Below are 13592 nucleotides of genomic sequence, written 5' to 3' on the forward strand. Positions count from 1 at the left end.
CGGCATTGCAACATTGGCGTATCGCGTCCAAAATATAAGCTGCTTTACACTATTATCGTTGTGAATCCCATGAAGACTACTCGCCCCCGTCGTCCAAACGGACGTTGGGTTTATTACATTTTGTATGATGGCATTCTCTGGCCCTGCCCGGTGCGGTGGGAGTGGGAAAGCGGCTTCGGCGGCTGGTTGCCATTCTACTACTCGCCCACTTTTGAGTTCGTGGCGGGAGACCCACGCAAGGCGTATCGCATTGCGCGCAGCAGTGTGCGTAACGTTCGTCAGCCGGACAACGAATACGCGTAATGGATTAGCCCAGCTGCCACGGCAGCCATGACGCCGTTAACAGATAGTGCACGCCTTCCAGTACCAAAATCACCATCACTAATACCCCGAGCTTATGGCGGCATACCCAATCTTTTAGCCCCATATCATCGCAGCCCAGCGAATCAGCATCAGCGCGCCGCAAATGCACAGCAGCACCACAATCATCTTCCAGTGTTTTGTCGCAGCCAGTTTTTTTGCCACGCATCCTCCAGACGGCAGAAAGCAACGATGCGCCCTGAGGCGCATCGCTATTCTAGCGCTGGTAACTTGTAAGGGCGACTAATTATTCAGCGTATAATCCAGACTGATTTCTGCATTCAGCACTTGAGAGACAGGGCAACCCGCTTTGGCTTTTTGAATAATCTCATCAAATTTCGCGCTCTCAATGCCCGGTAGCGCGATGGTACTGGTGAGCGCGATTTTGGTTATGGCAAAACCTTCGCCCTTTTTATCCAGCGAGACATCCGCCGTGGTATCGATACTTTTCGGAGGATGGCCAGCCTGACCGAGCATCAGTGACAACGCCATGGAGAAGCACGCTGCGTGTGCTGCACCGATCAGCTCTTCCGGGTTAGTCCCCTTTTCACCTTCGAAGCGGGTATTGAAACCGTAAGGCTGATTGCTCAGCACGCCGCTTTCCGTACTCACTGTACCTTTCCCTTTGATATCGCCTTCCCAATGGGCCGATCCTTTCTTATGAATGGTCATGTCATTCCTCCTGTTAGTCAGACAGGTATTCAGTATAGACAAGACCACTCCTTTTGCTTTTTCAGCTCACCGCTCGCGGGCGTGCTGGACTCAGTCCCGCTTCGCTCAACAATGCATTCGCCTGCACCAGTGAATCGCGCGTGATCTCAGCAATGGTCTTCGCGCCGGTCAGCGTCATCGCCACTTTCATCTCTTTCTCGATCAGATTTAACAGGTTCTCGACGCCGCGCTGGCCGTGCGTGGCTAACGCATAAATAAAGGCGCGTCCCAGTAGCACGGTGTCAGCACCGAGAGCGATCATACGCACCACATCTAAACCGTTGCGGATGCCGCTGTCCGCCAGAATGGCGATATCGCCCTTCACTGCATCGGCAATCGCCGGTAATGCACGTGCAGAAGAGAGCACACCGTCCAACTGACGTCCGCCATGGTTAGAGACCACAATGCCGTCCGCACCAAAGCGCACCGCATCACGGGCATCTTCCGGGTCCAGAATCCCTTTAATAACCATCGGGCCATCCCAGAACTCGCGGATCCACTCCAGATCTTTCCATGAGATGGAAGGATCAAAGTTATTCGCCAGCCACCCGATGTAATCTTCCAGTCCGGTGGGTTTGCCGAGATAAGCGGAGATATTCCCCAGATCGTGCGGACGCCCGTGCAAACCCACATCCCACGCCCACTGTGGATGCGTAACGGCTTGCCAGTATCGACGCATCGCGGCATTTGGACCGCTCATGCCCGAGTGTGCATCGCGATAGCGTGCGCCGGGCGTAGGCATATCCACCGTGAACACCAGCGTAGAGCACCCGGCCGCTTTGGCGCGTTCCAGCGCATTCCGCATAAAGCCACGGTCGCGCAACACGTAGAGCTGGAACCACATAGGACGGTTGATAGCCGGTGCCACCTCTTCAATTGGGCACAGCGAGACGGTGGAGAGCGTGAAAGGAATGCCTTTCAACGCCGCCGCACGCGCCGCCTGCACTTCCCCCCGACGTGCGTACATACCGCACAACCCCACGGGTGCCAGCGCCACCGGCATCGACAGCGTTTCATTAAACAGCTTGGTTTCCAGGCTGAGATCGGACATGTTTTTCAGCACGCGCTGGCGCAGCGCCACGTCCGAAAGGTCTGACACATTGCGCTTTAAGGTGTGCTCGGCGTACGCACCGCCATCAAGGTAGTGAAACAAAAACGGCGGCAGGATGCGTTGCGCCGCGGCGCGGTAGTCACTGGCTGCAGATATGATCATCAGTTTTTTTCCTTACGATTATCCGGGGACTCGCCCGGCAGACGGGTAATACGCGCCTGCCGCGCTTCATCTTCATGGAGCGATTTCAACGTGGAGTGCACAAAGCCAAGGTGATCCATCGCCGCCTGACGGGCCGCTTCGGCATCACCGGCCATCACCGCATCGAACATCGCCTGATGCTGTTCATTAAGGCGATTAAAAATCACCGGCTGGGTATACATACGCTGGCGGCTATGCAGTACTGAAGACTGCAACAGGTCAAAAAAGCCGCGCATGGTTTGCAGCAGCACGACATTGTGTGAGGCTTCCGCGATAGCGAGATGGAAGCGCAGATCCGCCTGCGCGGCGAGGTCGGGATCGTCGCAGTCGTGCATTTTTAACAGCGCGTCAAAAGCCAGACGCAGCTTCTCTTTGTCGGCTTCGGTGGCACGCAGAGCGGCATGCCAGGCGGTACTGGCTTCGATGGCGTGGCGTGCTTCCAGAATGTCCCAGCGGTAATCAGGATCGTCAGCCAGCAGTTGGCGAATCGGCTCGACAATACGCTGTTCCGACCAGGGTTCCTGCGGTTCGCACAGCCAGGTGCCGCCCCCGCGTTTACTGATCAACACGCCGCTGCTGATTAACTGCTGGATCGCCTCTCGCAACGACGAGCGCGATACCCCGAACTCCGCTGCCAGCTGGCGCTCGGCCGGCAAGCGCATGCCGGGCTCCAGTTGGTGTTCGTCAATCCAGGCGCGCAATCGCGCCCGCAGCGTATCCGCTAAGCGCGGCGTGTTTTCTGTCATGGAATCATCCAGGTTAAAACATAGGCCTGAAGCGTGGTGATAACGCCCACCATGCAGGTGAAAATCAGGCTGTGTTTGACGGTAAAGCGGAACAGATCCGATTCCTTGCCGACCAACCCTACGGCGGCACAGGCAATCGCGATCGACTGTGGCGAAATCATTTTTCCGGTCACACCGCCGGTGGTGTTCGCCGCCACCAGCAGCACATCGGATACGCCAATCTGTTGCGCGGTGGTGGCCTGCAACGCAGCAAACAGCGCATTTGAAGAGGTATCAGATCCGGTGAGGAACACGCCCAACCAGCCGAGGAACGGGGAGAAGAAGGTAAAGGCATTACCGGTGTGCGCCAGCGCTAATGCCAGTGTGGCAGACAAACCGGAATAGTTAGAGATAAAGGCAAACGCCAGCACCATACCAATCGAGTAAATCGGCAGCGCTAACTCCCTCAGCGTTTCGGCGAAAGTCTGGATCGCCGCAGCGGGTTTCATACGCAGCCATATCACCGACAATATCGCCGCCACCAAAATAGCGGTACCGGTGGCTGACAGCACGTCGAATTTGAAAATTGCCGGATACGGCGTGGCGGCACTCACCACCGGCGGCATACGCGCCACTAACTCATGCAGTAACGGCACTGGTACGCTGAACACCCACTCATACATCGCGCCGCCTTTCGCAAACAGCGCTTTGAACGGCGGAATGCTCCACAGTGTCACCGTGGCGGTGAGGAACAGGAATGGCATCCACGCCCGCACAATCTGGCCCAACGTGTAACGCTGAGGCGTTTGTGTGGGGTCGACCGCCGTTTTCTCATCAAAGCGGAAGATACGCACCGGTTTCCAGCGACGCAGGAATAGCGTCAGACAGATCAGTGAAGCCAGCGACGAAATGATATCCGGCAGTTCTGGACCGAGAAAGTTTGAACTCAGGAACTGCGCAATAGCAAAGGAACCACCGGCCACGATTACCGCAGGCCAGGTCTCTTTAATCCCGCGCCAGCCATCCATGATGGCCATGATCCAGAACAGTACGATGATGGTGAGAAACGGCAGTTGGCGACCGGCCATCTGGCCGATCTGGAAGCTATCGAGTCCGGTGACCTGACCCGCGACAATGATCGGAATCCCCATTGCGCCAAATGCCACCGGCGCGGTGTTGACGATCAAACACAGTCCCGCCGCATACAGCGGATTGAAGCCCAATCCCACCAACAGCGCAGCGGTGATCGCCACCGGCGCACCAAAGCCCGCCGCCCCTTCCAGGAAGGCACCGAATGAGAAGCCAACAATCAGCATTTGCAGGCGCTGATCCGGCGTGATCGACAGGATGGAGGCGCGGATGATGTCGAACTGGCCGGTCTTCACCGAGATTTTATAGACAAACACCGCCGCCACGATGATCCACGCAATCGGCCACAGACCATACAGAAAACCATAAACCACGGAGGCCAGCGCCTGGCCCAACGGCATGCCATACAGGAACAGCGCCACCAGCAGCGCAATGGCAACCGTAGCGGTTCCCGCCTGATAGCCTTTCAGCTTGAGCTTAATCAGGGCGAAAAAGAAGAATACGATGGGGATCACCGCCACCAGGCTGGAAAGCCACAGATTGTTGAGCGGATCGTAGTTTTGTTGCCACACCAGCATGCCATTTTCTCCAGAGGTTACCAGATGAGTACGGCGCAACGGCAATGCAGGTTTGCGCCGCAGGTCTTGCCCTTCTGCTCACTGAGATTGGTAGGACCAATATGCAGTGCGGGGCTTTCTGGTGCCAGATGGTTAATGTATTGTTAACCTAAAGCAACGGAGATGGCGTGATTATTCGAGTTATGTGACGATGCGGCAACATTTCAATTCATTTGGTAGGACCAATCAGCATACTGTCTGACCAAAAGCCCGACCATAACTGTGGGGATGAAAACGCAGGTTGAGCACGATCAGTCCGAGCGTTACCGCACCTTGCATCATCCACACGCTGTTAAAACTGCCGGTCAATGCCTGCAACTGCCCAGCGATAAACGGCATGCAACCCGCGATAATAAAGCCAGCTCCCTGCATAAACGCCACCAGACGCGCACCAGCCTGGGGATGCGGTAAATGCTCCAGCGCCAGTACCATGGCAAGAGGAAATGCAGCGCCGAGGCCGAAACCGGCAATCGCCGCCCACAACCAGGGTGCCAGCAGCGGTGCAAACAGGAATCCGCACATGCCCACCAACTGGCAAACCAGACTGATAATCAACTGAGGTCGACGATCCGCCTTACGCGCCAGCAGTGGCATTAGCAGCGCACCCGCCACCTGACACAGGATCATCGCCCCCAACAGTGAACCACCCGCCTGTGCTGACCAGCCCAGATGATGATAGGCATCCGGCAACCAGGCGACACAGGTCGCATAGCCCCCATTCACCAAGCCAAAGCTCAACGCCAGTGACCAGGCGCGGGGTTTGCGCCACAGCGCAGGCAGTGTGATTTTTTCCACATTTTGCGCCGCAGGAACGTGCACGGTTAACCACAGCGCCATTGCCAGTATGGCCGGGAATGCCCAGCCAGACAGCGCACTCTCCCAGCCAAAATGCGCGCTCAGCCAGGGTGAGAGCGCCGCCCCCAACCCACCGCCGCCCATCAGCGCGCCTGCCCATAATCCGGTGATTGCTGCACTGTGTTTTGCAAAGCGCTGGCGGATCAATCCCGGCATCACCATCTGCACAACACCCACCCCAAGGCCGGCGAACAGCGCACTGATCACTAGCTCTGTGCCCGTTTGAATGCTGCTGCGTGCCAGCAGTGCGACAAACAGCAAAGCCAGACCGGCAATCAATAACCGCTGGAGAGGAAAACGCTGCATCAGAGACGCACCGGCTAATGCCACCGCACCCATCATCATCATCGGTATGGCGGGTAACAAAGACGCGGCCAGTGAAGAGAGCTCCATAACCTGACGCAACTGACCGAGTAATGGGCTAAGAGAAGTGAGAAACGGACGCATATTCAGCCCAGCGAGCACTAAAGCGCCGAGTGTTAGTCCGTAATAATGTCGATTCATACACAATCCTGCTGAAAATAGGTTGTCAGGGTCGCAGCAATCGATACTATTTGGAAATGAAATAACACCATAGTGAACAGTGGAAAAATGAATCGTCAGCCGATGTTTACCCCGCAGCAACTGCTGAGTTTTGTCGCCGTATGTGAAACGGCCAGCTTCACCCGCGCCGCTGAGCGGGTGCACCTGTCGCAATCCACCGTCAGCCAGCAGGTACGTCGGTTAGAGGAGATGGTCGGCAAAGCCTTGCTGGAGCGCACTTCGCATCAGGTGGTACTCACGGAAGAGGGCGAAAAACTGCTCGGCTATGCCCGTCGAATTATTGCCCTGAATGGCGAAGCGCATGATGTGCTGAGCGATAAATGGCGCGACGGCGTCATGCGCCTGGGCGTACCCGAGGATTTTGCTGCACCGACCGCAGGGTTGTTGGCGCAGTTCAGCCGTGAACATCCGCAACTGCGCCTCGATGTGATGAGCGGGATGTATGTTGATCTCCATCGCGCCTGGCAGCGTGAAGAGCTGGATATCATGTTGATCAAGCAGCCCGGTGGTGAACGCCCCCTCGCCTCGCGCCCGGAGCCACTGCTGTGGCTGGACAGTGCCGAACATCCCTGCTTTGAGCAAACGCCGGTGCCTTTAGTGGTTTTTCCGCAACTGGGGCTGTATCGCGAGGAGATGTGCCAGACGTTGGATACGCTCGGCCGCAGCTGGCGCATCAGCTACAGCAGTGCCAGCTTAGTGGCGCTCGCCAGCGCCAGCGCCGCTGGACTGGGCTTGACGTTGTTGCCTGCCAGCTGTCGCCTGCCAGGGCATCGCGTGCTCGATGAAGCAGAGGGTTTGCCACCGGTTAATCATTTCGAGCTGGCGCTGTTCTGTCGCTCACCTCAGGACGACCTTCAGCAATCGCTGGCAGCCGCACTCGTTGAGTTTTGCCATTTGACCTGGCAGTGATTTTTCCACTGCTCAGCAGTGGGAAATATCGCAGCGCAGCGGCCCAGGTTTTGCCAGATTAGCTTTTTCTTTATTGACTGGAGCCTCTGATGCCTTTCACTTCTCCCAGCCGTCGCGATTTTATTAGCCAGGGTGTGCGCCTCACAGCCGCCGGTAGCCTGTTGGCTGCCGGTATGAGCGCGGCCGCACAAACAGGTTCAACCGCCACACCTCAGGTAAAGACGCCACCCCCTCGCGTTTCCCATTACCAAATCCTTAACGTCCGCCTCGAAGAGGGCTTTGAGCGCGACGGTAACGACATTATCGCCACGCACACTGCGCTGTATGACATCACCATAAAAGACGGCAAATTCGCCGCCATTGATGCCGCCAGCAAAGCGCGTAACAGCGCTATCCCGCAATGGGATGCCAACGGCGCACTATTGCTGCCACGCACTCGCGATATGCATATTCATCTGGACAAGACCTTTTACAGTGGGCCGTGGGAAGCACCGCGCCCGCGCCAGGGCAAAACCATCATGGATATGATTGCCCGCGAGCAGGTCCTGATACCGCAATTGCTGCCCACTTCCCAAGCGCGCGCCGAAGCCCTGATTGGCCTGCTGCACAGCAAAGGCACCACGGAAGCGCGCAGCCATTGCAATATCGATCCGGTCAGCGGCCTGCAAAGCCTTGAGCACTTAAAACTGGCACTGGCTAATCACCCTGAGTTCCCCTGCGAGATCGTAGCGTTCCCACAGCACGGCTTGCTGCACTCGAAGGTCGATGGTTTGATGCGCGAAGCCATGCAGATGGGCGTGCAGTATGTTGGTGGGCTGGACCCCACCAACGTCGATGGCGCCATGCAGGCCTCGTTGGACGCGATGTTCCAGATCGCGCTGGATTTTAATCGCGGTGTCGATATCCACCTGCACGAAACCGCTCCATCGGGCGTGGCAGCGATTCAATACATGGTCGACACCATCGCCAAAAACCCACAGCTGAAGGGCAAAGTGACCCTCAGCCATGGTTTTGCGCTGGGTACGCTGGAAGGCAAAGCGTTGGATAAGATGATTGCAGGTATGGCCGAGCAGCAGATGAGCGTGGCTTCCACCATACCGATCGGCAAACTGACCATGCCACTGCCGCAACTGCAGGCGGCGGGCATCACGGTGATGACCGGCACCGACAGCGTCATCGATCACTGGTCACCGTTTGGCACCGGCAGCATGCTGGAGAAAGCCAACCTGTACGCTCAACTCTATCGCGGTTCCGATGAGTTTGGCCTGAGCCGCGCGCTACACATCGCCACCGGCGGCATTTTGCCACTATCGAATCAAGGCGAACGCCAGTGGCCCAAGGTGCAGGATGAAGCCAGCATGATGCTGGTTGAGGCGAGCTGCTCTGCCGAAGCCGTGGCCCGTATCTCACCGGTGCGCGCCACTTTCCATAATGGAACGCCGGTATTCAGCGCCTGACAGCAAAAAAGCCTCCCGAAGGAGGCTTTATGAACGAAAGACATGGGCGACACGCGCCCCATGTGAGTGGCTGGATTTACGATAACATCTGAATGGCCAGCGCATATAAGCGCTGGTTTTCATCGTCGCTAACAGGCTCTTCTTCCGCGTAACAGGCAATCATGGAACTGACTTTATCAGATGATAAGGTCTCTCCATGCAGATGCAGCGTTAACACGGCGCGGCCGACGATTTTCAGAATGTCTTCGTTCTGTCCCTGGACGTAATGACTCAAAGTCAGACCTCTGAATGTATTATTGTTTGCCAAATGGCGCGCTAAATATAAAGCAAAGCGGTGGGTTATTTTAATCGGAATTTTACCCATCTTAAGTGACACATAAGCGTAACATAGGAGAAAATGGCGCCAATTCGACGTTATATAGTCCTTTTATTAACGCTAATTGCACCTTTTTTATCAGGAAAGGCTTTTTATCCTCATCAGCCTTTTTTGATGACCACATGAAATTGATTAAAACATTACATCTATTGTCGCTTAAAAAAACCACAATCGATTGCACTGCTAATCGGTTTCCACAGGTTACCAATAACGCAATTGTCATTGCCGATGCCGCCCCTTTCTGCCAGACTGACCGCCGCAATCCTGACCGCTATTCGAGATATTCCCGTGACCGCTTTTTCTACCCTGACGCAACTCCCAGCCAGCCAACTCGACAACCTGCGCGAGATGGGTTTCGACGCCATGACGCCGATTCAGGCCGCTTCTCTGCCCGCCATTCTTGAAGGGCGCGACGTACGTGCGCAGGCGAAAACCGGCAGCGGCAAAACGGCCGCCTTTGGTATCGGGTTGCTGCAACGCATTGATATCAGCCGCTTCCAGACTCAGGCGCTGGTGTTGTGCCCCACGCGTGAACTGGCCGACCAGGTCAGTAATGTGCTGCGTCAGCTGGCACGGTTTACCCGCAACATCAAAATTCTGACCCTGTGCGGTGGGCAACCAATGAGTGCGCAAAGGGATTCACTGGTGCACGCCCCTCATATCGTGGTCGGCACGCCGGGCCGTATTCTGGATCACCTCAAGCGTGACAATCTCGATCTCAATGCATTGCAAACGCTAGTGCTGGATGAAGCCGATCGCATGCTGGAGATGGGTTTCCGTGATGATATGGAAGCGATCATCGGTTTCACGCCTGTCACCCGCCAGACGCTGCTGTTCTCTGCCACCTGGCCGGACACCATTGCCAGCCTCAGCCAGCGTTTCCAGCGTGATGCCCTGGCCGTCGCCACGGAAGATAAAGCGGAACTGCCTGCCATCGAACAGCAGTTTATTGAAGCCAGCGCCAATGAGCGTGGCAACCTGTTAAGCGCCCTGCTCAGCCAGCATCAACCGGCATCCTGCGTGGTGTTCTGCAACACTAAGCGTGAATGTGATGACATCGCCGCTGCGCTAAACGATCGTCAAATCAGCGCCCTGGCGCTGCATGGCGATCTGGAGCAGCGCGATCGTGAGCGCGTCCTGATCCGCTTCGCGAATGGCAGTATCCGTGTGCTGATCGCCACCGATGTGGCGGCTCGCGGGCTGGATATTAAATCGCTGGCCTTAGTGGTGAATTTCCAGCTGGCGTGGGACCCCGAAGTGCATGTTCACCGTATTGGTCGTACCGGCCGCGCAGGTGAGAAAGGCATGGCGGTGAGCTTCGTTGCCCCTGATGAAATGGCCCGCGCCAATGCGCTGGAAGAGTATCTGAGCCAAAAACTGAACTGGGTCTCCTCCGCGACACTAAAAGGCAAAGCCGCACAGGCACTGCCCGCCGCCATGATGACTCTGTGTATTGATGGTGGCCGCAAAGCCAAAATTCGTCCCGGCGATATTTTGGGCGCGCTGACCGGCGAAGCAGGTTTCAGTGGCGATCAGATCGGTAAGATCGACCTGACTCAGACCCATGCTTATGTGGCGATCGATGCCTCGCAGGCGAAGAAAGCGCTGATCAAGTTGAAAGAAGGCAAGATCAAAGGCAAAAGCGTGCGCGCCATTTTGCTGAAGTAAATGCGATTGCGCGAGGGCATTCGTCCTCGTGCAAAATTTCTGCCCTTCCCCCTTCATTTTTTTCTCCCGCTGCCGATAAGTTAATCATTGCCCCTTACCCCGCCCAGATTCTGCTTGAGGCCATGATGGATAATTTTCAGAAAGAGATCGATGAACGCGCCAACCTTGCGCTTTCCAATAAATTCGAACTGCTGCTGTTCCGCCTGGGTTCCGATCAGCTGAAAGGCAAATCTGAGCTGTACGGTATTAACGTGTTTAAACTGCGCGAAATCGTACCGATGCCGACCATCACCCGTGCCGCAGGCATGCAATCTCCGCTGCTGGGCATGGCCAGCATTCGCGGCCAGTTTATCCCGGTGATCGATCTGCCTGCGGTAACCGGCTGTAAACCGGAAACCGGTCTTAACTTGCTGTTGGTCACTGAATACGCCCGCAGCACCCAAGCCTTTGCGGTGGAATCGGTTGAGAACATTGTCCGTCTTGACTGGAACCAGGTGCACACCGCGGAAGCCGGTATTGGCAGCCGCAACATCACCAGTATTGCCTGCCTTGATACCGACGGTGAGAGCAACAATCTGGCGCTGGTGCTGGACGTTGAACAAATTCTGTATGACATCATTCCTTCTGTACGCGGTGTCGAGCCAAGCGAAGAAACGGCTAAAAATTTCAATCTGAAGCCTGGTCAGGTCGCGATCGTGGCAGAGGACTCCAAAGTGGCGCGTCAGCTACTGGAACAGGGCCTGAAAAGCATGGGCATACCGGCCATCATGCACAACACGGGCCTGGAAGCCTGGATAAAAATCAACGATATGCAGAAAGAAGCGGCAGCGGCTGGCGAATCGATTCACGATAAGATCGCCTTGGTGTTGACCGATCTGGAAATGCCAGAGATGGATGGCTTTACCCTGACGCGCAATATTAAACGCGATGAAACCCTGCGCCAGATTCCGGTGGTGATTCACTCGTCACTTTCCGGCAGCGCCAATGAAGATCACGTGCGCAAGGTCGGCGCCGATGGCTATGTCGCTAAGTTTGAGATCAACGAATTGTCGAGCGTGATTCATCGCGTGTTAGAGAAGAAACGTTAATTCAAAATCTGTACAACTCCCTAAGGCGCGATGATTCGCGCCTTTTTTATGCCTGCTGAATGACGGGTGGCCTGAAGGACGCCCTTACATCACGATCAAATAGTTAACAAATCTAACGAATTTGTGACCCACCTCTAAAAAATTAAAGTTAAAACATTAACAACCGATAACTGATAGCGCTGACACCGGCGCTGCCATACCAGATTAATCACGCTGGTAAAGTATTTTTACTATATAAAACATCAACCTGATGCAGGCTGCACGCCTGCTTTTCCATTTTGAAAACAACACATTTTGGCATTACGGGGAGAACCAATGTTGAGCTTAAAGAATATGAAAGTGGGCGTCCGTTTAGGGATTGCCTTTGGTTTGGTTGTGGCACTGTTAGGCGTGGTCGGCGTGACGTCGATTATGAAAATCAACAACATTAAAAATGGCATCACCTCTATTGTGGAAGATCGCTATGTGAAGGTGCGTCTTGGTTTTGATGTGCGTGATGGCGTCAACGATCAGATCAAGTATCTGCGTGGCATGGTGATCGATACCCTGCGTCCAGAATACAATGTGCAGCGCTTTAAGCAGTTGGATGAAGCCACTGAACGCACTAATAGCGCGATGAAAAAGATCGAAGCGATTCAGGTGACTGAGATTGGTAAAAAGAAAATCGCCGGTCTACTGGCTGCCAGCCAGTTGTTCGAACAGCAGAAGAATGAAGTGCTGGATCTGGTTCGCGCTGGCAAGCTGGAAGAGGCCAGCACCTTTGTACTGAAAAAAATCACCAGTACGCAGAATACCTATCTCGACAGCGCGGTCGCTTTTGCCAATTCCCAGTCAGACCAGCTGCGTAAAGAAGGTTCCGGCATTATTGATGATGGCTCCACCGCGATTGAAATCACCTTGATCTTCTCTGCTATCGCCATTGCCGCCTCGGTACTGCTTGGCTTTATGCTGACCCGTTCGATTGTTCGCCCACTGAATGAAGCGGTAGAAATTGCCGGAAAAGTGGCAGCTGGCGACCTCAGTTCACACATTGAAGTCAGCGGGAAAGACGAAACCTCAGTATTGATGCAGGCACTGCAGGCGATGAATGACAATCTGTTGACCATTGTCTCCAATGTCCGCGCCGGTTCTGACACCATTGCCGTGGCTTCCAATCAGATTTCCAGCGGCAACATCGATCTCTCTTCCCGCACCGAGCAACAAGCCAGTTCACTGGAAGAGACCGCCTCGGCGATGGAGCAGATGACCGCCACCGTGAAGCACAATGCCGATAATGCGCGTGAAGCTAATCAGTTGGTCGCCACCACCTCAACTGTCGCGAAAGAAGGCGGCGTGGTGATGGAACAAGTGATTGAGAAGATGGAAGCCATTACCCTCTCCTCGAAGAAGATTGTCGACATCATCAGCGTGATCGATTCTATCGCCTTCCAGACCAACATTCTGTCACTGAATGCCGCAGTAGAAGCCGCCCGTGCGGGTGAACAGGGTCGTGGTTTTGCGGTGGTTGCCACCGAAGTGCGTAACCTGGCACAACGTTCAGCCTCCGCTGCGAAAGAGATCAAAGTGTTGATTGAAGATTCCGTGGCGAAAGTGGATGAAGGTAGCCGTCTGGTGACGCATGCTGGCTCAACCATTGGCGAAGTGGTCAATAGCGTGAAAAGCGTGGCAGACATCATGAGTGAGATTACCATCGCCAGCAGCGAACAGAGCAGTGGTATCAGTGAGATCAATCTGGCGATTACCCAGATGGAAGCGGTGACGCAGCAGAACGCCGCACTGGTGCAGGAAGCGTCTGCCGCTTCTCAGGCGTTGCAGGAACAGGCCGATCGTCTGGCGCAGTCAATGAGTGTGTTTAAGACGGCAGCGGTGTAATTTTATTGCGGTCAGGTCGCCATCAATGGCGACCCTACTTCGGCAGTGATTTTTGTAAGGTGCGCATTTA

At 55.2% G+C, this 13592-nt stretch carries 13 protein-coding genes; 6 read left to right on the forward strand and 7 right to left on the reverse strand.

Translation table 11 applies throughout. The annotated features are described in order from the left end of the window. The first annotated feature begins 69 nt into the window (after positions 1-69). Positions 70-303, forward strand: coding sequence for a hypothetical protein (locus tag PSSD_RS23340; protein WP_039333063.1), 234 nt, complete (start codon positions 70-72; stop codon positions 301-303). Between the two features lie 114 nt (positions 304-417). Here the strand turns inward: PSSD_RS23340 and yniD are convergent, their stop codons facing one another. From yniD to PSSD_RS23370, 6 genes are all read right to left on the reverse strand, one after another. Beyond that, positions 418-525 carry a small membrane protein YniD gene (gene yniD, locus PSSD_RS28225; RefSeq protein WP_021507251.1) on the reverse strand — a complete coding sequence of 36 codons (108 nt, stop codon included), beginning with the start codon at positions 523-525 and terminating at the stop codon, positions 418-420. A gap of 78 nt (positions 526-603) precedes the next feature. Then, the gene (locus tag PSSD_RS23350) at positions 604-1032 is read right to left on the reverse strand and encodes an OsmC family protein (protein WP_039333059.1); all 429 of its coding nucleotides are present in this window, start codon (positions 1030-1032) and stop codon (positions 604-606) included. A 61-nt stretch (positions 1033-1093) separates the two neighbouring features. After that, positions 1094-2284 carry an FMN-dependent L-lactate dehydrogenase LldD gene (gene lldD / locus PSSD_RS23355; protein ID WP_039333056.1) on the reverse strand — a complete coding sequence of 397 codons (1191 nt, stop codon included), beginning with the start codon at positions 2282-2284 and terminating at the stop codon, positions 1094-1096. Beyond that, complete coding sequence (gene lldR, locus PSSD_RS23360; protein WP_058973871.1) at positions 2284-3069, reverse strand: transcriptional regulator LldR; 786 nt, start codon at positions 3067-3069, stop codon at positions 2284-2286. The genes lldD and lldR overlap by 1 nt, the downstream gene beginning before the upstream one ends. Continuing rightward, positions 3066-4715 carry an L-lactate permease gene (lldP, locus tag PSSD_RS23365; RefSeq protein WP_058973872.1) on the reverse strand — a complete coding sequence of 550 codons (1650 nt, stop codon included), beginning with the start codon at positions 4713-4715 and terminating at the stop codon, positions 3066-3068. The genes lldR and lldP overlap by 4 nt, the downstream gene beginning before the upstream one ends. 225 nt (positions 4716-4940) lie before the next feature. Next, the gene (locus tag PSSD_RS23370) at positions 4941-6113 is read right to left on the reverse strand and encodes a cyanate transporter (RefSeq protein ID WP_058973873.1); all 1173 of its coding nucleotides are present in this window, start codon (positions 6111-6113) and stop codon (positions 4941-4943) included. A gap of 87 nt (positions 6114-6200) precedes the next feature. On the opposite strand from PSSD_RS23370, the gene PSSD_RS23375 reads away from it, so the two are divergent. After that, positions 6201-7061: a LysR family transcriptional regulator gene (locus PSSD_RS23375; protein WP_058973874.1), complete on the forward strand. Its 861-nt coding sequence runs from the start codon at positions 6201-6203 to the stop codon at positions 7059-7061. A gap of 89 nt (positions 7062-7150) precedes the next feature. Continuing rightward, complete coding sequence (locus PSSD_RS23380; RefSeq protein ID WP_058973875.1) at positions 7151-8518, forward strand: amidohydrolase family protein; 1368 nt, start codon at positions 7151-7153, stop codon at positions 8516-8518. 76 nt (positions 8519-8594) lie between these two features. Here PSSD_RS23380 and PSSD_RS23385 read toward each other — a convergent pair whose 3' ends face one another. Beyond that, positions 8595-8792, reverse strand: coding sequence for a hypothetical protein (locus PSSD_RS23385; RefSeq protein WP_039333073.1), 198 nt, complete (start codon positions 8790-8792; stop codon positions 8595-8597). A gap of 390 nt (positions 8793-9182) precedes the next feature. Between PSSD_RS23385 and dbpA the strand changes: the two genes are divergently transcribed. From dbpA to PSSD_RS23400, 3 genes are all read left to right on the forward strand, one after another. Next, positions 9183-10562: an ATP-dependent RNA helicase DbpA gene (gene dbpA, locus PSSD_RS23390; protein WP_058973877.1), complete on the forward strand. Its 1380-nt coding sequence runs from the start codon at positions 9183-9185 to the stop codon at positions 10560-10562. 125 nt (positions 10563-10687) lie between these two features. Continuing rightward, a complete protein-coding gene (locus PSSD_RS23395) occupies positions 10688-11650 on the forward strand; it encodes a chemotaxis protein (protein WP_039333042.1) in 963 nt (320 codons plus the stop codon). A 315-nt stretch (positions 11651-11965) separates the two neighbouring features. Then, positions 11966-13522 (forward strand): methyl-accepting chemotaxis protein, encoded by a 1557-nt coding sequence (locus tag PSSD_RS23400; protein WP_058973876.1) that lies wholly within the window; start codon positions 11966-11968, stop codon positions 13520-13522. Positions 13523-13592: the final 70 nt, after the last annotated feature.

It is taken from the genome of Type-D symbiont of Plautia stali, assembly GCF_001485335.1.
GTDB classification, from domain to species: domain Bacteria; phylum Pseudomonadota; class Gammaproteobacteria; order Enterobacterales; family Enterobacteriaceae; genus Pantoea; species Pantoea vagans_C.